This is a genomic window from Avibacterium volantium, assembly GCF_049366555.1.
Taxonomy (GTDB): domain Bacteria; phylum Pseudomonadota; class Gammaproteobacteria; order Enterobacterales; family Pasteurellaceae; genus Avibacterium; species Avibacterium volantium_A.
Window position 1 is genome coordinate 12,406 of sequence record NZ_JBMMGT010000028.1, and the last position, 20,347, is coordinate 32,752.

Genomic DNA, 20,347 nt, shown 5'->3' on the forward strand with positions numbered 1-20,347 from the left:
TTGCAAGGCTGTTTTTTTATTTGCTTACAGCAGTCAAATTAACTACACTATGTGCGCTTTTTAAGGCGTGCTTTTTTAAGGCACACTTTTAGCAAACTTCCTTTCTTAACACTTTAAAGGCTACCCGTGAGTAGCAAAAGGACATCTATGAACAACAAAGTAAATGATTATGGCTGGAAAGCCTTGATCGGCTCTGCCGTGGGCTATGCAATGGACGGCTTCGATTTACTCATTCTCGGCTTTATGCTCAGCGCAATTTCTGCGGATTTAGCCCTATCAAGCGCCCAAGCAGGCTCTTTGGTTACTTGGACATTAATCGGCGCAGTGGCGGGTGGCATTATTTTCGGCGCATTAAGCGATCGTTATGGACGTGTGCGAGTATTAACTTGGACAATCGTGCTATTTGCCGTGTTTACTGGCTTATGTGCGCTCGCACAAGGTTATTGGGATTTATTAATTTACCGCACCATTGCAGGCATTGGATTGGGTGGTGAATTTGGTATTGGAATGGCATTAGCGGCGGAAGCTTGGCCTGCTCGCCATCGTGCAAAAGCCGCTTCTTATGTGGCATTAGGCTGGCAAGTGGGCGTGCTAGCTGCAGTGTTACTTACACCATTATTATTGCCAATCATCGGCTGGCGCGGAATGTTTATTGTGGGCATTTTCCCTGCTTTCGTGGCATGGTATTTGCGAGCGAAATTACACGAACCTGACGTTTTTACCGAAAAACAGACCGCACTTTCCGCTACGACACAATCGAAATGGCAGGCATTCCGTCAATCTTTCCAATTATTAGTGAAAGATAAACAAACCGCCAAAGTCAGCCTAGGAGTGGTGGTGCTGACTTCCGTACAGAATTTTGGTTATTACGGCATAATGATCTGGCTACCTAATTTCCTGTCTAAACAACTTGGCTTTAGCTTAACCAAATCTGGCGTTTGGACGGCGGTAACCGTATGCGGAATGATGAGCGGTATCTGGATTTTTGGTCGCCTTGCGGACAAAATCGGGCGCAAACCAAGTTTTCTGCTTTTCCAACTAGGCGCCGTAATCAGTGTGATTACCTACTCACAACTGACCGACCCAAACGCAATGCTGATTGCTGGAGCCTTTCTCGGAATGTTCGTAAATGGAATGATGGGCGGCTACGGTGCATTAATGGCGGAAGCCTACCCAACTCAAGCCCGTGCAACCGCACAAAATGTGCTGTTTAATATCGGGCGCGCGGTCGGTGGCTTCGGCCCTGTGGTAGTCGGTGCCGTAGTAGCAAGCTATTCGTTTTCCACGGCGATTGCCTTCCTTGCGCTAATTTATGTGATCGATATGATCGCCACCATTTTCTTAATTCCAGAATTAAAAGGCAAAGCCTTGGATTAATCGGCAAAAATGATGAGCTGCTTGGTTATGCTCATCATTTTTCTTCTGAATTGACAATTCCTTACATTTAACCCATAAATTTCTGCTCAAAAAATAAGAATATCCGTTATAATCATTCGCTTAACATAAAAAGAAAAGAGATAACAACGATGATACGCTTTGAAAACGTCAGCAAGGCTTATTTAGGCGGCAAGCCAGCCTTGCAGGGATTAAACTTTCATCTTCCGGTTGGGAGTATGAGCTATGTTCTCGGGCATTCTGGCGCGGGGAAAAGTACCCTATTGAAACTTATTATGGGTATGGAACGTGCCAATGGCGGGCAAATTTGGTTTAACGGACACGATATTACACGTCTGTCCAAACACGAATTGCCCTTCTTACGCCGTCAAATTGGTATGGTGCATCAAGATTATCGCCTGCTTGCCGATCGTTGTATTGTGGATAATGTGGCGTTGCCGCTTATCATTGCGGGAATTCACCCAAAAGAAGCGCAAAGTCGTGCCTTAGCGGCGTTAGATCGCGTTGGCTTGCGTGATCGTGCTAATCACTTACCAATCCATTTATCGGGCGGTGAACAGCAACGTGTCGATATTGCCCGCGCCATTGTGCATAAACCACAATTATTGCTCGCTGATGAGCCAACAGGCAATTTAGATAACGCCCTTTCGCTGGATATTTTTAATTTATTTGAAGAGTTTAATCGTCTTGGAATGACCGTGTTAATTGCCACGCACGATATTAATATTGTTCAACAAAAACCAAAACCTTGTTTAATTTTAGAACAAGGCCATTTACGTTAGGGCTTGTTGATAATTCATTGTGCATTTGAATTATCGTTTAAAATTAGCGCAATCGCGGCGCCGTTCAAAACTAAGAATGATTCTCTTAGTGAGAACGGTAACAAAGAGTGCGCTAATTTTAAACCTAACCCGAAGGGCTGAAGCTATTTTTCGTGATAGCAATGTTGAATGTGGTTCGTTTAGCCTAACTAAACGTCCGCGCGTTCGCCTTGTTCTCACAAAAAATAGCCATCAGCTCAAATGTATAATGAATTATTAACGAACCCCAAGGAAAGCCCAATGAGTTCTCGTCCAATCAATGCTTCTTGGTGGGTACAAACCCATTATGTGCTAAGAGCCGTGCTGGCAGATCTAATCAAGAAAAAATATGCGACCTTATTAACCATTCTTGTTATTGCCGTTTCGCTGACTGTACCAACGGTGAGCTATTTATTGTGGAAAAATATTCATCAGGCCACTACGCAGTTTTATCCTGAAAGTGAACTGACCGTTTATTTGCATAAAAATCTTACGGAAGCCGATGCCAATTTAGTGGTGGAAAAAATTCGCCAACAAGCAGGGGTGGAAAGCCTGAATTATGTTTCTCGCCAAGAGAGCCTTAATGAGTTCAAAAATTGGTCTGGTTTCACTGAGGGCTTGGATATTTTAGATGATAATCCACTGCCTGCCGTGGTGATTATTAAACCAGTCAAAGACTACAACGAAAGTCAAAAACGCAATGAATTGCGGGAAAATCTCGCCAAAATTAAAGGCGTACAAGAAGTGCGTTTAGACAATAATTTAATGGAAAAACTCACCGCACTTTCGTGGCTAATTGCTCATATCGCCGTGGTTTGCACCATTTTGATGACCATTTCTGTTTTCCTTGTGATTGGCAACAGTATTCGTTCTGATGTGTACAGCAACAAAGCCAATATTGAAGTAATGAAACTGCTTGGTGCAACGGATCAATTTATCCTACGCCCGTTCCTTTATACAGGAATAATTTATGCCGTGCTGGGCGGATTATTTGCCTGCATTTTCAGTGCTATTGTGATTGGTTATTTCACCAGTGCGGTGAAATATGTAACAGACATTTTCGCCGTAAACTTTGAGCTACACGGCATAATGATCGGTGAGTTACTCTTTCTGCTCGCAATGTGTGCGCTAGTTGGCTACACCGCTGCTTGGTTATCGGCGAAAAAATACAGCTAATCTTTACGTTTTCTTTGTGCTTTCTTTTAATCCCCTTTGCTCTATGACAAAGGGGATTTTTCTTTTCCTTTCTAGCATCATTCGGATTTTTTCAATGAGTGGTCAGTAAACTTAAAAATTCTTTGTTGAAAGATCAATTATTCACAACTTTTTTTAGAAAAACGCTTGCTTTTGTTTACGCTATCTTGTACGTTTTTTTGCACGGTTTAACGTAATTAATTTCCCGTGAATTAAAGCCGAATGGTTATTTCTTCTAACCCTTTTTCTGTGCATAATTCACTCAGATTTTATTTTCAACACAACATTACTTATAAGGAAAATTTTATGCAAAACGTTGGTTTTATCGGTTGGCGTGGAATGGTTGGCTCGGTGCTAATGGATCGTATGCAACAAGAAAATGATTTCGCGAACATCAATCCTTTCTTTTTCACCACCTCACAAGCCGGTCAAAAAGCGCCTGTATTTGCAGGTAAAGATGCGGGCGTGTTAAAAGATGCCTTTGACATCGCTGAATTACAAAAATTAGATATTATCGTTACCTGTCAAGGTGGTGATTACACCAACGAAGTGTATCCAAAATTAAAAGCAACAGGCTGGAACGGCTATTGGATTGACGCAGCTTCTGCATTGCGTATGGACAAAGATGCCATCATCGTGCTTGATCCAGTAAACCAAAACGTGATCAGCGAAGGGTTAAAAAACGGCGTGAAAACCTTTGTTGGTGGAAACTGTACAGTAAGTTTAATGTTAATGGCGCTAGGCGGTTTATTTGAGCGTGATTTAGTGGAATGGGTATCTGTTGCCACTTACCAAGCGGCCTCTGGTGCGGGCGCAAAAAATATGCGTGAATTATTGGTGCAAATGGGTGAATTAGAAGATTCGGTTAAAGCAGAGTTAGCCGATCCCGCTTCATCAATTTTAGACATTGAACGCAAAGTAACAGCCAAAATGCGTGATGCATCATTCCCGATTGATAACTTCGGCGCACCGCTTGCTGGTGGCTTAATCCCTTGGATCGACAAATTATTACCAGAAACAGGACAAACTAAAGAAGAATGGAAAGGCTACGCAGAAACCAATAAAATTTTAGGTTTAAGCGACAATCCAATCCCAGTGGACGGTTTATGTGTGCGTATCGGCGCATTACGCTGCCACAGCCAAGCATTCACCATTAAGTTGAAAAAAGATTTACCATTAGACGAAATCGAGCAAATTTTGGCTTCTCACAACGAATGGGTTAAAGTGATTCCAAACGACAAAGAAACCACCTTGCGTGAATTAACGCCTGCTAAAGTAACAGGTACATTAAGCGTACCAGTGGGACGTTTACGCAAATTGGCAATGGGGCCTGAATATCTTGCCGCCTTCACCGTTGGTGACCAATTATTATGGGGCGCTGCAGAACCTGTTCGCCGCATTTTAAAACAGCTAGTGGCTTAATTTTTAAGTAACAAAACCCATAAAGAAGCACCGCACGGCTGAAAATAAAGTGCGGTGCTTTTTTTGTGAATTTTTTAAGGCGGATTGAATGGGTAACCTGTTTTATTTCCCTTTGAATGTTGATCTGGCTGCTGGACAAAAATAACGAAAAAAAACACCGCACTTTAAAAATGTGAGATTTTATCAACAAGTAAGGAAGTCTGATGTGGCATTAATGTTCTATCTTTCTTGCCCGCTTTCCTTTATGATCGGGACATCTTTGTTTTATTGATGGTAAGCTGATGTCAAATTGCCTACACCGAGAACCCCATTTTTGCCGCTTTGCGTTGCAGCAATTAATGCCCTTTGTGGATCAATTTCCTATCCAATATTTAACGGGTAAACAGGGTTGCCAAATTGCCTATCGCCATTTTTTGCGCGCCGAAAGCTCGCCAAGTGCGGTACGAAAATTGATAATTTTAGTCAATGGACGGGCGGAGAATATGCTGAAATGGTCGGAGTTGGCTTATGATTTTTATCAATGGGGTTATGATGTGCTGCTTTTCGATCACCGCGGGCAGGGCTATTCGCAGCGTTTATTAGCGGATAACGATAAAGGCTATATTGATGAATTTCGCTTTTACTGCGAGGATATGGACGCGGTCATCAAGCAAATCTCTCACCATTATGATTATTCGCAACAATATCTGCTCGCTCATTCTTTAGGCTCGCTGATTTCGGCTTATTATTTAGCGAACTATGATCATCATATTCAAAGTGCGGTGCTTTCTTCACCATTTTTTGGCTTGCCAACCAAGCATTTATTGCGCGATGAGCTGATTATTAATTTGATGATGTTATTCGGGCAAGGGCAACGCTATGTATTCGGCAAGAGCGCCTATAAACCCGCCAATCTGGATCAAAATGAACTCAGTTTTTGCAAAACCAGAATGAAATGGATGAACCGCATTAATCGTTATTTTCCTGAATTAAGCCTTGGAGGGCCAACGTTCCGCTGGGTGCATTTATGTTTAACTGCAATTAAAGGGCTGGAAAAAATTTTGTCGCGCATTGAAATTCCCGTTTTAGTTTTGCAAGCTGGCAAAGAAAAGATCGTAGAAAATACACAGTTGGAAAAATTGGTTGCCTGCTTGCCAAAAGGGCAACTCATCACGGTGGAAAATGCCAGACACGAGATTTTGTTTGAACGGAATAAAATTCGTGCCGAAGCCTTAAGTGCGGTGCAAGCCTTTATTTCCAATAACGGTACAGCAGCACGCCAAACAGCGTAAATAACAGGCTGCCGCCAAGATGCAAAGTAATAATTGCCAGCGCAGATAGCCATTTTTCCGTTAAAAAATCATTCACTACTTCAGCCGAAAAAGAAGAAAAGGTGGTGAGGCTGCCTAAAAATCCAGTAATCAAAAATAATCGCCACTCGCTAGAAACTTGCGGATATTGCCAAAGTAAGGCGATCAAAATGCCGATTAAAAAACAGCCAAGATAATTGGCGATAAGCGTGCCAAAGGCAAGAAAAGAAAATAGCGGATTTAGCAATTCGCTCAAGCCCCAACGAGTGCAAGCGCCAATTGCAGCGCCGCTGCTTATGATGAGTAAAGATTGCCAAATCGCCATTTTTACCTGCTTTCTAACTTAATACACACCAAAGGTAGCACGCAAATAGCTCGCTACTGCTTCGTGGCGGTTCAAGCCAATTTGCTCTAACTGCGGACAAGCCTGCACCAAGCGCGGATCTGCATTGCCCATAATGCAACCTTTACCCACTTCGCTGAGCATTTCTATATCATTCATACCATCACCAAAGGCAATGCACGCGCTCAAACCATATTCACGCCCTTGTACCACTTGGGCAAGTGCGGTGGCTTTTGACACGTTTTTATTCATAATCTCTAAACATTGCGGCGTGGAATAGGTGATATAAATCGCATCACCAAAACGCGCTTTCAAATGCGCTTCAATCGGGGCGAGATCAGCGGGTGTGCGACCAATAAAAAACACTTTTTCCGTGCCACGTCCGTGGTGATGTTTGAAATCCACCACTTGATACATAAAGCCCGAATCTTGATGATATTTGGCTAATTCAGGCATATCAATGCTGATAAACCAGCCATCATCTTGATAACTATTAGCGAACACATTTTTTTCATCATAAGGGGTCTGCATTATTTCCATTGCCATTTCATCAGGCAAACTGTTGCTGAGCAGCAAATTACCTTGCAGATTATGCGTCTTTGCGCCATTTGACGTGATAAGCACCGCATTATCCAGCTTCACCTTGCCAACAATATGCGCCACGTCTTCATACTTCCGCCCCGTGGCGAGAATAATATCAATCTTCTCTTGCGCTAATTTTTCAAGGGTTTCAATAGTAAAATCACCGATAACGTGATCCCCATTGAGCAATGTGCCGTCTAAATCTGAAACCACAGCACGAAATGGTTGATTTTGCATAGTCAAACTCCTTCAACAAAACGGGAGTATGATAGCAAATTATGCGAAAAAATGACCGCACTTTTTATTTTCTCAGGAAAACGATTGCGAAATGTAAAAAATTCCTTGATTTCTATTTTGAATGTGGTATCAATAACAGCATTAAAAGCGGAATGCTCAAATCGGATTCAGACAATGACAAAATTTTATTCTCTTATTGGCATTATTATTAACCTCGTGGTGGTGAACACTGCGAGGTTTTGGCTTGTTAACAAATAGAATAAATTTATAACTCAATTTGTATATAGAAAGCCCCTCGCAGAGATCTTCGAGAGGCTTTTTTTATAGCGATTAATAACCAGAAAGGTGGAATATGAACGGTGCAAGATTAGTAACGGAGTGCTTGAAAGCACACAATGTGGATATTGTATTTGGCTATCCAGGTGGGGCGATAATGCCAGTTTATGATGCCATTTATGATTCGGGTTTGGAACATTTGCTCTGTCGCAATGAGCAAGGCGCGGCAATGGCTGCGATTGGCTATGCCAGAGCAAGCGGGAAAACGGGGGTGTGCATTGCTACCTCAGGCCCAGGTGCGACTAATTTAATCACAGGATTAGGTGATGCGTTAATGGATTCCATTCCTGTGGTGGCAATAACGGGGCAGGTGGCAACGTCGTTAATTGGGACGGACGCATTCCAAGAAGCTGACGTGTTGGGATTATCGCTAGCTTGTACCAAGCATAGTTTTATCGTTCAAAGCATTGACGAACTTCCTGAAATTATCGCCAAAGCCTTTCAAATTGCCCAAAGTGGTCGCCCTGGCCCTGTGCTTATTGATATTCCAAAAGATGTGCAATTTGCCGAAACCGATTTGCAACCTTTCACACTTCCTGTGGAAAAACCGACCGCACTTGATCCTGCTGAATTGGAAAAAGCGGTGGAATTATTGAAAAATGCCAAACGCCCTGTAGTGTATGTTGGCGGTGGCGTGGGAATGGCGAACGCCGTGCCAGCCTTGCGTGCGTTTTTAGCCACCACAGAAATTCCAAGTATTTCCACCTTAAAAGGCTTGGGCGCAATTTTGCCTGAAACCTCTTATTATATGGGAATGATTGGTATGCACGGCACCAAAGCCGCCAATTTAGCCACACAAGAATCTGATTTATTGTTAGTGTTTGGCGCGCGTTTTGACGATCGTGTAACAGGCAAATTAGACACCTTTGCGCCGAACGCTAAAGTGATTCACTGTGATATTGATGTGGCAGAATTAGGCAAATTACGCTGTCCAGATGTAGCATTGCGTGGTGATTTAAGCGAAGTTTTCCGTGCCTTAACAATGAAATTAGATTTGGCAGATTGGCATAAAGAAATCAATAAGTTAAAACAAGATTTTGATTTCCGTTATGCTGAAAATCAAGGCAAACAACCGATTAACCCTTGGTGGTTGCTTAACACCGTTTCTAATCAAAAAGCGAAAAACGCCATTGTGGTTACCGATGTGGGGCAACATCAAATGTGGTCAGCACAGCATATGAAACATTATGCGCCTGAAAATTTCATCACTTCAGCTGGATTTGGCTCAATGGGCTTTGGCTTGCCAGCGGCGATTGGCGCGCAGAAAGCACGTCCAAATGATGATGTGATTTTAATCACTGGAGATGGTTCATTAATGATGAACGTGCAGGAACTCGGCACAATTAAACGTGGCAAAACGCCGGTAAAAATCATTTTATTAGACAACCAACGCTTAGGAATGGTGCGTCAATGGCAAACCCTATTCTTCCAAGCGCGCCATAGTAATACGATTTTAGATGACAACCCTGATTTCGTTACACTTGCTTCTGCCTTTGATATTAAAGGCGAGCGCATTGAATCTGGCGAAGAAGTGCAAGCGGCATTAGATCGTTTATTCCAAGCGGAAGGCGCTTATTTATTACATATTTGTATCCCAGCAGAAGAAAACGTGTGGCCACTTGTGCCACCAAATGCCTGTAACGTGGATATGCTTGAAGAATAATAGAAAAGGAATTGTGGGGAAAATTATGCAACAGTATGAATTATCAATCCGCGCCAACAGACGCCCAGAAACCTTAGAGCGTTTATTGCGCGTAATGCGTCATCGCGGTTTTGAGGTGATTAAATTACAAACTGAAAGCCAACAACAAGAAATCACTTTACACGTTGTGGTGCAAAGTGAAAGAGCGGTGGAATTATTGGTAAATCAATTAGTTAAATTGCCTGATGTATTCGAGATAAAACAAGGCTATCAATGAAAACATCTGATACTCGCGGTAACCTATCATCCAAAAGGATCGTAATTCGCCGCTACAAAATGGATGATGATTAATATCAACGCATTATTTATAAAGTGCGGTGGATTTTTTGTAGGAAATTATTGAAATGAATATCCGTTTTTCAACTCCAAAAGATAGTGTTGCTATTTATCAGCTCGTCAAGCAAGCGTTTAAAAACGCAGAACATTCTGATGGCACGGAGCAAGATTTGGTGCAACGTTTATGGACAAGTGATTCTTTTATTCCTGAACTCTCGTTAGTTGCGGAACAAGATAAATGTTTACTTGGCTACATTTTATTTACACGGGTTACTATTGGTGAAGATCAAGCTTTAGCACTCGCACCGCTTGCCGTTTTGCCAGAATTTCAGCGGCAAGGTATTGGGAAAAAATTAATTACTGCAGGACATCATTATGCCAAACAACTTGGCTATTCTTATATTATTGTATTAGGCGATCCGCAATACTATGGAAAATTTGGTTATCTTCCCGCAAGCCAATTTAATATTTATCCGCCTTTTGAGGTACCTGATCACTATTTTATGGGGATAAAATTAGATTCATTTGCACAAGCTCTTAAAGGCATTGTGCAATACGATAGCGCATTTCAGTTAGAAAGTTAGCTTACACATTTATAACAAAGATAAAAGTTGGAGAGATTATGCCTAAATTACGTTCCGCGACCAGCACACAAGGTCGCAATATGGCAGGGGCGCGTGCGTTATGGCGCGCCACAGGAATGAAAGAAAATGACTTCGGCAAACCCATTATTGCGGTGGTTAATTCCTTTACCCAGTTTGTTCCCGGCCACGTTCACCTTAAAGACATTGGGCAGCTGGTGGCTCAGCAAATTGAGCAAGCAGGCGGGGTGGCGAAAGAATTTAACACCATTGCCGTTGATGATGGCATCGCAATGGGACACGGCGGAATGCTGTATTCCTTGCCTTCTCGCGATTTAATCGCTGACAGTGTGGAATATATGGTAAATGCCCATTGTGCAGACGCAATGGTGTGTATTTCTAACTGCGATAAAATCACCCCAGGAATGTTGATGGCCGCACTGCGCTTGAATATTCCAACGATTTTCGTTTCTGGCGGCCCAATGGAAGCGGGCAAAACCAAATTATCCGATCAGCTCATCAAATTGGATTTGGTGGACGCTATGGTGCAAAGTGCGGATAAAAATGTGTCTGATTCTGATGTGGAAACCATTGAACGTTCTGCTTGCCCAACTTGTGGTTCTTGTTCAGGAATGTTCACCGCAAACTCAATGAACTGTTTAACCGAAGCCTTAGGCTTAAGCCTACCTGGCAATGGATCTTGCCTTGCGACCCACGCCGATCGCAAACAACTTTTCTTAGACGCAGGTAAACAAATTGTCGAACTGTGCAATAAATATTATCAGCAAGATGATGAATCCGTATTGCCACGTTCCATTGCCACTAAGCCTGCGTTTGAAAATGCAATGAGCTTGGATATTGCAATGGGCGGTTCAACCAACACCGTATTGCACCTACTCGCCGCCGCTCAAGAAGCGGAAGTGGATTTCACAATGGCAGATATTGATCGCCTGTCCCGCCGTATACCTTGCTTAAGCAAAGTCGCCCCGAATACGGCCAAATATCATATGGAAGATGTACATAGAGCGGGTGGAATTATGGCAATTTTAGGCGAGTTAGATCGTGCAGGATTGCTTGATAACCAAACTCGCACCGTATTAGGGCTAAGTTTGGCTGAGCAAATTGCCAAATACGACATTATGCTCACTCAAGATGAAGCCATTCGTGAATTCTATCGTGCAGGGCCTGCGGGTATTCGCACCACTCAAGCCTTCTCACAAGATTGCCGCTGGGACAGCCTTGATGACGATCGTGAGAACGGCTGTATTCGCAGTAAAGCCTTTGCTTATAGCCAAGACGGCGGATTAGCAATGCTTTCCGGCAATATCGCCTTGGACGGCTGTATCGTTAAAACCGCGGGAGTTGATGAATCCATTTTAAAATTCACAGGAAAGGCAATTGTATTTGAAAGCCAAGAAGATGCGGTAAACGGTATTCTCGGCGGCAAAGTGCAAGCAGGACACGTTGTGGTTATTCGTTATGAAGGGCCAAAAGGTGGGCCGGGTATGCAAGAAATGCTTTACCCAACCAGCTATTTAAAATCAATGGGCTTAGGCAAAGCCTGCGCATTATTAACTGACGGCCGTTTTTCTGGCGGTACATCAGGCTTATCTATCGGACACTGCTCGCCAGAAGCTGCAGCAGGCGGGACAATCGGCTTGGTGAAAGACGGCGATACCATTGAGATCGATATTCCAAATCGCTCAATCCAATTAATGGTATCGGAACAAGAATTGAGCGCACGCCGCGCAGAACAAGATGCGAAAGGTTGGAAGCCAGCAAATCGTCAGCGTGAAGTGTCTTTCGCACTCAAAATGTACGGCTATTTCGCCACTTCAGCAGATAAAGGTGCGGTGCGAGATCGTTCCAAATTAAGCGACTAAATCAAAATGGCCGCCTTGTGTAAATCAAAGTGCGGTCGTTTTTCGCGAATTTTTTGTAATTTCTGCCTAAATTTAGGCATACAAGGAAAGCAAAATGCAAAAAATGCTAAAACAGCATATTAAATTTTTCACCAGTTTGATCTTGGTGGTTCTCTCTTTTATGGCATTTCGCCTGCTCTCGCAAGGCGATATTAGTACCGATCTCATTTATTCTTGGGATATGGGAATGAGCCTGTATTTATTTTGGACATTCTGGACAATTCGCCAACAACATCGTCATCGCGAGCAGATGACCGCAGTGCTACAAGAGCGCCAAGCTGGGACAAAAGCAATGTTCGTCATCGTTAGCGTGATTATCGGTGCTTGTATCGTGGCATTGGTTCGCTTAGTGAGCATTGCGCAAAATCTTCCACCAATGGAAAAAGCTTGGCATATCACTTTAGCGATTATTTCCATTTTCCTTTCTTGGTTGGTGATCCATATTCTGTTTGCTATTCGCTATGCCCATTTGTTCTATCACGCGAAAGTCAGCGGCGAGCCAATGCCACTGCAAATTCCACAGAGCAACGGGCAAAATGGCTATCAAACCGAGCCAAATTACTATGATTTTATTTACACCGCCTTGATTATCGGCACATCAGCACAAACGGCCGATGTGATGTTTTCTTCAAGAGCGGGGCGAATTTTGGGCGGAATTCACAGCATTGTCGCCTTTATTTTCAACGTAACCGTGCTTTCCTTATTAATTAACATTATTTCTGGTTTTATTTAAGGATAATAAAATGACAACCCTTGCATTTAGCAATCTAACTCCGAGCGGAGATGATTATTTAAAAACCATTTTGAAACTGGGATCTGTGGTGTATCAAGCAGCGCAAACAACCCCCTTGCAACCAATGGATAAACTTTCCGCGCGGCTGCACAATCAGGTTTTAATTAAACGTGAAGATCGCCAGCCTGTGCATAGCTTTAAATTGCGTGGCGCTTATGCAATGATCGCCGCCTTAAATGATGAACAACGCCAAGCTGGCGTGATTGCGGCCTCGGCGGGCAACCACGCGCAGGGCGTGGCACTATCTGCCAAATTACTGTGCTTGAAAGCGTTAATCGTGATGCCACAGAATACGCCAAGTATTAAAGTAGATGCGGTGCGCCGTTTTGGGGGTGAAGTGCTACTTTACGGTGCAAACTTTGATGAAGCCAAAGGCAAGGCGATTGAACTTTCTAAAAGTAAAAATATGACGTTTATTCCCCCTTTCGATCACCCTTTAGTGATCGCAGGGCAAGGGACATTGGCGCTTGAATTGTTACAACAATCGTCCAATATCGACCGCGTTTTTGTGCCAGTGGGCGGGGGCGGCTTAGCCGCAGGGGTTGCCGTGCTAATCAAACAATTAATGCCAGAAATTAAAGTAATAGGCGTGGAAAGCAAGGATTCAGCCTGCCTGTATCACGCCTTAAAAGCTGGGCAACCAGTGGATTTAGAACGAGTGGGTTTATTTGCCGATGGCGTGGCAGTAAAACGCATTGGCGATGAAACCTTCCGCTTATGTCAGCAATATCTTGATGATGTGGTACTGGTGGACGGAGATGAAATTTGTGCCGCAATGAAAGATATTTTTGAAAATGTACGCGCAATTGCAGAGCCGTCAGGCGCGGTGTCACTGGCAGGGCTAAAAAAATACGTTAAAGAAAATAACATTCAAGGGGAAACCTTGGTGAATATTTTATCGGGCGCCAACCTAAATTTCCATACGCTACGTTATGTGTCTGAGCGTTGCGAAATTGGTGAAAAACACGAAGCAATGCTTGCGGTAACCATTCCTGAAGAAAAAGGCAGTTTCTTGCGTTTCTGCCATTTGCTTGGCGATCGTGCTGTTACGGAATTTAACTACCGCTATGCGGATCAAGCACAAGCTTGCATTTTTGTCGGGGTGAGAATTCGTGGTGAAGATGAGAAAAATGACATTATCGCGCAGTTGCAACAACAAGGTTATTCCGTGATGGATCTGTCTGATGATGATGTGGCGAAAACGCACATTCGTTATATGATCGGCGGACGCTCATTAAGCAAGGCGAAAGAACGTTTATATAGCTTCGAGTTCCCAGAACAAAAAGGTGCGTTACTTAAATTCCTTGAAATGCTCGGCACGCACTGGAACATCTCACTGTTCCACTACCGCGCTCACGGCGCAGACTACGGCAATGTGCTTGCAGGCTTCCAACTAGATGAAAACGATGAAATTCGCTTCAACACCCATTTGGAAGAATTAGCCTATACTTATCAAGATGTTACCAACAGCCCAGCGTATAAGTATTTTTTAGGATAAGCTAAAACATAAAAAGAAAAACCACCGCAACGAAAGTGCGGTGGTTTTTTTATGAATTTTTACTCGTAAAAAGAAAGGGAGGTTTTACCTCCCTTTGCTTGAATGAATACATTAATGTCCTTTCGCGCTACTTGCTTAGTCCATAATGTGTCTTGCCCTTTAAGGATTAGTAAACGCCTTGCGCTAACATTGCATCTGCAACTTTTACGAAACCTGCGATGTTTGCACCAGTTACGTAATTGATGTTCGCTTGGCCTTCCACCGTACCGTATTTTTTACAGTTTGCGTGAATGTCGAGCATAATTTGTTTTAATTTTGCGTCCACTTCTTCCGCTGTCCAGTATAGACGTTGTGAGCTTTGCGCCATTTCTAAACCAGATGTTGCCACGCCACCTGCGTTTGCTGCTTTACCTGGGCCGAATAATACGCCAGCTTCAAGTAGTGCATCTGTTGCTTCGATAGTGGTTGGCATATTTGCACCTTCTGCCACAAGTTGTACGCCATTGGCGATCAATTTTTGTGCGTCAGCAAGGTCTAGCTCGTTTTGTGTTGCACAAGGTAAAGCGATGTCTGCTTTCACGCCCCAAGGACGCTCGCCTGCAACATATTGTAAGCCGAATTTTTCTGCGTAATCTTTCACGCGTCCACGTTGTACGTTTTTGATTTCCATTAACGCAGCTAATTTTTCTGCTGTGAAGCCCGCTTCATCATAAACATAACCAGAGCTGTCAGAACAAGTAACCACTTTCGCACCAAGTTGTAAGGCTTTTTCAATGGCATATTGTGCTACGTTACCTGAACCTGAAACCACAACGGTTTTGCCTTGGAATGATTGATTTTTTTCTTCAAGCATTGCTTGCGCGAAATAAACTAAGCCGTAACCTGTTGCTTCTGGGCGAATTAAGCTACCACCGAATGACAATCCACGCCCTGTGAACACGCAACCTGCTTGGTTTGATAATTTTTTCATCATACCAGCAAGGTAGCCCACTTCACGACCGCCAACACCGATGTCGCCTGCTGGCACGTCTGTGTCTGGGCCAATGTGGCGATAAAGTTCGCTGATTAATGCTTGGCAGAAACGCATTACTTCACCGTCAGATTTGCCTTTAGGATCAAAGTCTGAACCACCTTTACCACCGCCCATTGGTAATGTAGTTAATGCGTTTTTGAAGATTTGCTCAAATCCTAAGAATTTTAAGATAGATTGGTTTACCGATGGGTGAAAACGCATTCCGCCTTTAAATGGCCCGATCGCGCTGTTGAATTGTACGCGGAAAGCACGGTTTACTTGCACTTGTCCTTTGTCATCTGTCCACGCTACACGGAATTGGATTAAACGCTCTGGCTCAACAAGACGCTCCAAAAGCGCTTGTGAACGATATTGTGGATTTTTCTCTAAGAATGGCCAAATTGAAGTGAACACTTCACGCACCGCTTGTAAAAACTCTGGCTGGTGTCCATCGCGTTGTTCAACTTTGGCTAAAAATTCTTCTAATGAGCTAACTTGTGACATAGTTTACTTCCTTTATGTGTGTATGATGTTGATAAATTTATTATTAGAATGGCTAAAGTCTGGCGTTGCAGCCTTTAGATAAGCCTCAGAAACCGGCTTGGGAATTACTATGCAACAAAAAGGGGGAATATTGCAAATATTTTTTTATAAAAAAATTATTTTTTATATGAGATTTGATGATTATCAAAAAAGTACGGTGATTTGTGAAAAATTTCTAAAAAAAGCACCGCACTTTAAGAAATGAACTAGAAAAGATGAAGGTTTTTAATTCCTTCCACAATAATTTCAACACCTAGCGACATCAAAATTAGACCCATAATACGGGTGATAACGTTTGAGCCAGTTTTGCCTAATTTTTTAACTAACGGCTCAGAATAGCGTAATAAGATGTAACAACATAAGCCAAATAGGGCGATGGTGAGTGATGTGTAAACATAATCCATTACAGTAGTTTGATTTGAGCCAAACACGATGGTTGCGCTGATTGAGCCAGGGCCTGCCATAATCGGCATTGCCAGTGGTACAACGGCGATGTTGTTGTAATCGTCAAAGTTTTCCGCTTTTTCTTCTTTATTGATTTTATGATCACCGATTTTACCGTTAATCATTGTGAGTGCGATCATTGCCACCAAGATCCCGCCCGCAATGCGGAAAGAGTTAATGGAAATATGAAAGGCTTCTAAAATCATATTGCCAAAGAAGAAGCTAACTAACAAAATTACAGAAACAGAAAAACAAGTAATCAACCCTGTTCGATTTTGTTGAGCGGGTGTTTGGTCGGTCGTCATTGAATAAAAAATTGGAATAACCCCAATCGGGTTTACCAAGGCAATAAGACTGACAAAAAATTGAATATAAATTGCGAGATCCATAGATAGAATAAAATAGTGAAAATAGGGACGCTATTATAGGATTGATTGAGCAAATCAACAAGAAAAGTGCGGTGGTTTTTTGCTGAGAAAATAGCAAAGCCGAGAAAAATAACGCCCCTGAATTGTCAGGGGCGATGGTATAAAATTGAGTAAAGAAGAAAGGGACTACCAGCCTTTAACCACACCGTCTTTGAAGTATTTTACCGCTTCTTGATACACTTCATCAGTTTGGTAAGCTTTCACGAAGTTTTTCACGGCATCGCTGTCTTTGTTGTCTTCACGAGCAACGATAATGTTCACATAAGGGGAATCTTTATCTTCCACAAACACGCCGTGTTCTTCAGTATTTAAGCCTACTTGACCCGCGTAAGTGTTGTTCACCACGGCTAAATCTACATCATCTAAGGCACGCGCTGCAACTGACGTATCCACTTCTTTAATTTGTAGATTTTTCGGATTTTCTACGATGTCTAAAGAAGTTGCGAATAGGTTAGTGTTATCTTTTAATTTAATTAAGCCTTGTTTTTCTAATAAAATTAATGCGCGCGCAAGGTTACTTGGATCATTTGGCACTGCGATGATCGCGCCATCTTTTAACTCGTTCACGTTTTTAATTTTTTTCGAATAACCCGCTAATGGATACACGAAAGTGTTACCCACAATCACAAGATTTTTGTAACCGTGTTCTTGTGAATCTTTATCAAGATAAGGTTTGTGCTGCATTGCGTTAAGATCTAAATCACCGTTGCTTACCGCTGGGTTTGGTAATGAATATTCGTTAAATTCAACGAACTCCACATCTAAGCCATATTTTTCTTTTGCCACTTTCGCTGCAATTTCAGCCACTTGATGCTCAGGGCCAGACATCACGCCCACTTTAATTTTTTGTGCAGCAGGTTGTGCTGCGGCGGTTTCGGTTTTTTTGTCATCTTTACAAGCAGTTAGCGCTAAAACTGATGAAAGTGCTGCAACAGTGAATAATTTTTTAAAGTTCATTTTACTTTCCTTTTTAGTGAGTGATGTTGAGATTAACGATGATCAAAATGATTCGCTAATTTGTTACCGTATTTTTCGCATAACATTACGATAAGTACGATGATAATAGTAGAAACCCAAAGTACATAAGGCATATTACGGTGTAAGCCAAACGAAATTGCGGTGTTACCTAAACCGCCGCCGCCTACCGCGCCTGCCATTGCGGAATAACCAATCAGCGTAACTAAGGTGAGTGTCATTGCTTTAATGAGAATTGGCAGGGCTTCAGGCAAATAAAAACGCGTGACCAATTGCCAAACGTTTGTTCCCATTGCTTTGGCGGTTTCTGTTAAACCCGTTGGAATATCGCCTAAGGCGTTTACCGTTAAACGCGCGTAAAATGGCAATGCGGCAACACTTAATGGAATGATAGCTGCCGTTGTACCTAAGGTTGTGCCAACTAAGAAACGCGTTACGGGCATTAAATCGAAGAGCAAAATAATGAAGGGAATAGAACGCCCAACGTTAATAATGACTTCTAAAGTGCGGTTCAATTTTTTGTTATTTAGGGTTTGCCCTTCTTTGGTTAAGAAGGTGATAATACCTAGTGGCAAGCCAAATAGCACGGCAAAAAAGGTTGCTACAAGGCTCATATAAACGGTCTCAAATGAGCTATTGGCGATAAGTTGCCACACTTGTGGGGTAAGCTGACGGGAAAATTCCGCACTAAATTCAGTCCACATAACCTAATACCTCTACACGAACATTATTTTCCATTAAATAAATCTTAGCTTGTGTAATGGCATCTTCTTTGCCTTCCACTTCTGCGATGGTAAAACCAAATTTCACGCCACCCGCATAATCAATTTGCGAGGTTAAAATACTTAAATCCACCCCAAAACGTTTAGAGGCTTGTGAAAGTAAAGGGGCGTCCACTGAACGGCCAGTAAACTCAAATTTAATGATCGGCCAAGCATTTGGGTGTTTTGGGGTTGGCGATAATTTTTCCAAATATTCTTCAGGCAAGTTAATGTGGAATGTTGAGCTAATAAATTGCTGCGCCAGCTCGGTTTTAGGATTAGAGAAAATTTCACTTACCGAGCCTTGTTCCACTAAACGCCCTTTATCAATTACCGCCACTTGATCGCAAATGCGTTTTACCACGTCCATTTCGTGCGTGATTAACAAAATAGTGATACCTAAAGTGCGGTTGATTTCTTTTAATAATTTTAAAATTGCTTGCGTGGTAGCTGGATCTAACGCACTGGTTGCTTCATCGCACAGTAGCACCTTTGGATCACTTGCTAATGCACGCGCAATCGCAACACGTTGCTTTTGCCCACCTGAAAGGTTGGCAGGGTAAACATCGCGCTTTTCACTTAATCCGACTAAGGAAAGCAGCTGTTCCACTTTTTGTTTAATATGGGCTTTGCTTTCACCGGCTAATTCCAACGGCAACGCGATATTGCCATAAACGGTGCGCGAACTGAGCAAATTGAAATGCTGGAAAATCATTCCAATATTACGGCGTTCTTGAATGAGTTGGCTGTCTGACAAATGCGTTAATTCTTTGCCATTTACCACTACCGAACCCGACGTTGGGCGTTCCAACAAGTTCACACAACGGATAAGCGTGCTTTTCCCTGCGCCAGATGCGCCAATCACGCCACAAATTTGGCCTTTAGGAACGTGAAGATTGACATCATCAAGTGCGGTGATTTTTTTATCCGCAATGTCAAAAATTTTACTAAGGTTTTCTAGCTTAATCATATAAGCCCTTTTTAATATGCTTAAATTTAAGTTTTTTCGTATTTTAGACGTCTAGATTGCTATGTCAATATTTATTCACAACATTTTTAGAATGTTCAGCTATTAGTTAGAACAAAATTAAGTCATAATTGAGCGAAATAGCAATAATAAAGATAAACAAGGATCAAAACGTGAATAAAGCAATTTTTCTCGATCGAGATGGCACGATCAACATTGATCACGGTTATGTACATCAAATTGATGATTTCCAATTTATCGAAGGCAGCATTGAAGCCTTGCAGCAACTCAAAGCAATGGGCTATTTATTGGTGCTGGTTACTAATCAATCAGGCATTGCAAGAGGCTATTTTTCGGAACAACAATTCCTACAACTCACAGAATGGATGGATTGGTCGCTGGCGGATCGCGGAGTGGATTTTGATGGCATCTATTATTGTCCCCATCACCCAGAGGGTAAAGGTGAATATATAGAAGATTGCGATTGTCGCAAGCCAAAATCAGGAATGTTATTGCAAGCAATTAAAGAATTACATATCGATCCAACACAGTCTTTTATGGTGGGGGATAAAAAAGAAGATATGCAGTCAGGCAAAGGGGCTGGCGTAAAAACCTGTGTTTTGGTACGAACAGGAAAAGCAGTAACCGAAGAAAGTGAAAAATCCGCAGATATTGTGATAAATAGTGTGGCAGACTTGCCAGCGTTAATAAAGAAACTTAAAAAATAAATGAAGTGCGGTAAAAAAGTTGCTAATTTTTTTACCGCACTTTACATTTCTTCAGCAAAAATTGGATGATAACCCCTCATGTCGTTGAGAGAATAATCAAACAACAAAAAAATGAAAAA

Annotated in this window: 19 protein-coding genes; 12 read left to right on the forward strand and 7 right to left on the reverse strand. The window is 42.4% G+C overall.

Annotated elements, in window-relative coordinates; genetic code table 11:
• Positions 1 to 147: 147 nt before the first annotated feature.
• The 5 genes from ACLS0A_RS09120 to ACLS0A_RS09140 all read left to right on the forward strand — a co-directional run bounded on the left by ACLS0A_RS09120 (position 148) and on the right by ACLS0A_RS09140 (position 6,082).
• The gene (locus tag ACLS0A_RS09120; RefSeq protein WP_416083218.1) at positions 148 to 1,377 is read left to right on the forward strand and encodes an MFS transporter; all 1,230 of its coding nucleotides are present in this window, start codon (positions 148 to 150) and stop codon (positions 1,375 to 1,377) included.
• A 149-nt stretch (positions 1,378 to 1,526) separates the two neighbouring features.
• The gene (ftsE, locus tag ACLS0A_RS09125; protein WP_126371162.1) at positions 1,527 to 2,177 is read left to right on the forward strand and encodes a cell division ATP-binding protein FtsE; all 651 of its coding nucleotides are present in this window, start codon (positions 1,527 to 1,529) and stop codon (positions 2,175 to 2,177) included.
• A gap of 279 nt (positions 2,178 to 2,456) precedes the next feature.
• Positions 2,457 to 3,371: a permease-like cell division protein FtsX gene (ftsX, locus tag ACLS0A_RS09130; protein ID WP_416083219.1), complete on the forward strand. Its 915-nt coding sequence runs from the start codon at positions 2,457 to 2,459 to the stop codon at positions 3,369 to 3,371.
• A 324-nt stretch (positions 3,372 to 3,695) separates the two neighbouring features.
• Positions 3,696 to 4,811 carry an aspartate-semialdehyde dehydrogenase gene (gene asd, locus ACLS0A_RS09135; RefSeq protein ID WP_416083220.1) on the forward strand — a complete coding sequence of 372 codons (1,116 nt, stop codon included), beginning with the start codon at positions 3,696 to 3,698 and terminating at the stop codon, positions 4,809 to 4,811.
• A gap of 281 nt (positions 4,812 to 5,092) precedes the next feature.
• Positions 5,093 to 6,082 (forward strand): alpha/beta fold hydrolase, encoded by a 990-nt coding sequence (locus ACLS0A_RS09140; RefSeq protein WP_416083221.1) that lies wholly within the window; start codon positions 5,093 to 5,095, stop codon positions 6,080 to 6,082.
• On the opposite strand, the gene crcB is transcribed toward ACLS0A_RS09140, so the two are convergent.
• Both crcB and ACLS0A_RS09150 read right to left on the reverse strand, forming a co-directional pair.
• Positions 6,042 to 6,425 (reverse strand): fluoride efflux transporter CrcB, encoded by a 384-nt coding sequence (crcB, locus tag ACLS0A_RS09145; protein ID WP_416083222.1) that lies wholly within the window; start codon positions 6,423 to 6,425, stop codon positions 6,042 to 6,044. The genes ACLS0A_RS09140 and crcB overlap by 41 nt on opposite strands.
• Positions 6,426 to 6,443: 18 nt before the next feature.
• Entirely contained in the window at positions 6,444 to 7,262 is an 819-nt protein-coding gene (locus ACLS0A_RS09150) for a Cof-type HAD-IIB family hydrolase (protein ID WP_416083223.1), read from the reverse strand.
• Positions 7,263 to 7,614: 352 nt separating this feature from the next.
• On the opposite strand from ACLS0A_RS09150, the gene ilvG reads away from it, so the two are divergent.
• The 6 genes from ilvG (at position 7,615) to ilvA (ending at position 14,370) form a co-directional block, all read left to right on the forward strand.
• Positions 7,615 to 9,261 carry an acetolactate synthase 2 catalytic subunit gene (gene ilvG / locus ACLS0A_RS09155; protein WP_416083224.1) on the forward strand — a complete coding sequence of 549 codons (1,647 nt, stop codon included), beginning with the start codon at positions 7,615 to 7,617 and terminating at the stop codon, positions 9,259 to 9,261.
• A gap of 25 nt (positions 9,262 to 9,286) precedes the next feature.
• Complete coding sequence (gene ilvM / locus ACLS0A_RS09160; protein ID WP_330933956.1) at positions 9,287 to 9,517, forward strand: acetolactate synthase 2 small subunit; 231 nt, start codon at positions 9,287 to 9,289, stop codon at positions 9,515 to 9,517.
• 127 nt (positions 9,518 to 9,644) lie between these two features.
• Positions 9,645 to 10,160 carry a GNAT family N-acetyltransferase gene (locus ACLS0A_RS09165; RefSeq protein WP_416083225.1) on the forward strand — a complete coding sequence of 172 codons (516 nt, stop codon included), beginning with the start codon at positions 9,645 to 9,647 and terminating at the stop codon, positions 10,158 to 10,160.
• Between the two features lie 38 nt (positions 10,161 to 10,198).
• Positions 10,199 to 12,040 carry a dihydroxy-acid dehydratase gene (gene ilvD / locus ACLS0A_RS09170; protein ID WP_416083226.1) on the forward strand — a complete coding sequence of 614 codons (1,842 nt, stop codon included), beginning with the start codon at positions 10,199 to 10,201 and terminating at the stop codon, positions 12,038 to 12,040.
• Between the two features lie 94 nt (positions 12,041 to 12,134).
• Positions 12,135 to 12,812, forward strand: coding sequence for a DUF1345 domain-containing protein (locus ACLS0A_RS09175; RefSeq protein ID WP_416083227.1), 678 nt, complete (start codon positions 12,135 to 12,137; stop codon positions 12,810 to 12,812).
• Positions 12,813 to 12,822: 10 nt separating this feature from the next.
• A complete protein-coding gene (ilvA, locus tag ACLS0A_RS09180) occupies positions 12,823 to 14,370 on the forward strand; it encodes a threonine ammonia-lyase, biosynthetic (RefSeq protein ID WP_416083228.1) in 1,548 nt (515 codons plus the stop codon).
• Between the two features lie 166 nt (positions 14,371 to 14,536).
• Here ilvA and gdhA read toward each other — a convergent pair whose 3' ends face one another.
• The 5 genes from gdhA to metN all read right to left on the reverse strand — a co-directional run bounded on the left by gdhA (position 14,537) and on the right by metN (position 19,503).
• A complete protein-coding gene (gdhA, locus tag ACLS0A_RS09185; RefSeq protein ID WP_103854438.1) occupies positions 14,537 to 15,886 on the reverse strand; it encodes an NADP-specific glutamate dehydrogenase in 1,350 nt (449 codons plus the stop codon).
• Positions 15,887 to 16,131: 245 nt separating this feature from the next.
• Positions 16,132 to 16,758, reverse strand: a complete 627-nt coding sequence (locus ACLS0A_RS09190; protein WP_416083229.1) for a YchE family NAAT transporter — start codon at positions 16,756 to 16,758, stop codon at positions 16,132 to 16,134.
• 165 nt (positions 16,759 to 16,923) lie between these two features.
• Positions 16,924 to 17,754, reverse strand: coding sequence for a MetQ/NlpA family lipoprotein (locus ACLS0A_RS09195; RefSeq protein ID WP_115248534.1), 831 nt, complete (start codon positions 17,752 to 17,754; stop codon positions 16,924 to 16,926).
• 32 nt (positions 17,755 to 17,786) lie between these two features.
• Positions 17,787 to 18,476: a methionine ABC transporter permease gene (locus ACLS0A_RS09200; protein WP_110479617.1), complete on the reverse strand. Its 690-nt coding sequence runs from the start codon at positions 18,474 to 18,476 to the stop codon at positions 17,787 to 17,789.
• A complete protein-coding gene (gene metN / locus ACLS0A_RS09205; RefSeq protein WP_416083230.1) occupies positions 18,466 to 19,503 on the reverse strand; it encodes a methionine ABC transporter ATP-binding protein MetN in 1,038 nt (345 codons plus the stop codon). Before metN ends, ACLS0A_RS09200 begins: the two co-directional genes overlap by 11 nt.
• A gap of 170 nt (positions 19,504 to 19,673) precedes the next feature.
• Between metN and gmhB the strand changes: the two genes are divergently transcribed.
• Positions 19,674 to 20,228: a D-glycero-beta-D-manno-heptose 1,7-bisphosphate 7-phosphatase gene (gmhB, locus tag ACLS0A_RS09210; protein ID WP_416083231.1), complete on the forward strand. Its 555-nt coding sequence runs from the start codon at positions 19,674 to 19,676 to the stop codon at positions 20,226 to 20,228.
• The last annotated feature ends 119 nt before the right edge of the window (positions 20,229 to 20,347 follow it).

What these genes read in the sequence shown, in the direction of transcription:
- ACLS0A_RS09120 (WP_416083218.1), top strand. Translation starts at nt 148, where the DNA reads ATGAACAACAAAGTAAATGATTATGGCTGGAAAGCCTTGATCGGCTCT.
- ftsE (WP_126371162.1), top strand. Translation starts at nt 1,527, where the DNA reads ATGATACGCTTTGAAAACGTCAGCAAGGCTTATTTAGGCGGCAAGCCA.
- ftsX (WP_416083219.1), top strand. Translation starts at nt 2,457, where the DNA reads ATGAGTTCTCGTCCAATCAATGCTTCTTGGTGGGTACAAACCCATTAT.
- asd (WP_416083220.1), top strand. Translation starts at nt 3,696, where the DNA reads ATGCAAAACGTTGGTTTTATCGGTTGGCGTGGAATGGTTGGCTCGGTG.
- ACLS0A_RS09140 (WP_416083221.1), top strand. Translation starts at nt 5,093, where the DNA reads ATGTCAAATTGCCTACACCGAGAACCCCATTTTTGCCGCTTTGCGTTG.
- crcB (WP_416083222.1), bottom strand. Translation starts at nt 6,425, where the DNA reads ATGGCGATTTGGCAATCTTTACTCATCATAAGCAGCGGCGCTGCAATT.
- ACLS0A_RS09150 (WP_416083223.1), bottom strand. Translation starts at nt 7,262, where the DNA reads ATGCAAAATCAACCATTTCGTGCTGTGGTTTCAGATTTAGACGGCACA.
- ilvG (WP_416083224.1), top strand. Translation starts at nt 7,615, where the DNA reads ATGAACGGTGCAAGATTAGTAACGGAGTGCTTGAAAGCACACAATGTG.
- ilvM (WP_330933956.1), top strand. Translation starts at nt 9,287, where the DNA reads ATGCAACAGTATGAATTATCAATCCGCGCCAACAGACGCCCAGAAACC.
- ACLS0A_RS09165 (WP_416083225.1), top strand. Translation starts at nt 9,645, where the DNA reads ATGAATATCCGTTTTTCAACTCCAAAAGATAGTGTTGCTATTTATCAG.
- ilvD (WP_416083226.1), top strand. Translation starts at nt 10,199, where the DNA reads ATGCCTAAATTACGTTCCGCGACCAGCACACAAGGTCGCAATATGGCA.
- ACLS0A_RS09175 (WP_416083227.1), top strand. Translation starts at nt 12,135, where the DNA reads ATGCAAAAAATGCTAAAACAGCATATTAAATTTTTCACCAGTTTGATC.
- ilvA (WP_416083228.1), top strand. Translation starts at nt 12,823, where the DNA reads ATGACAACCCTTGCATTTAGCAATCTAACTCCGAGCGGAGATGATTAT.
- gdhA (WP_103854438.1), bottom strand. Translation starts at nt 15,886, where the DNA reads ATGTCACAAGTTAGCTCATTAGAAGAATTTTTAGCCAAAGTTGAACAA.
- ACLS0A_RS09190 (WP_416083229.1), bottom strand. Translation starts at nt 16,758, where the DNA reads ATGGATCTCGCAATTTATATTCAATTTTTTGTCAGTCTTATTGCCTTG.
- ACLS0A_RS09195 (WP_115248534.1), bottom strand. Translation starts at nt 17,754, where the DNA reads ATGAACTTTAAAAAATTATTCACTGTTGCAGCACTTTCATCAGTTTTA.
- ACLS0A_RS09200 (WP_110479617.1), bottom strand. Translation starts at nt 18,476, where the DNA reads ATGTGGACTGAATTTAGTGCGGAATTTTCCCGTCAGCTTACCCCACAA.
- metN (WP_416083230.1), bottom strand. Translation starts at nt 19,503, where the DNA reads ATGATTAAGCTAGAAAACCTTAGTAAAATTTTTGACATTGCGGATAAA.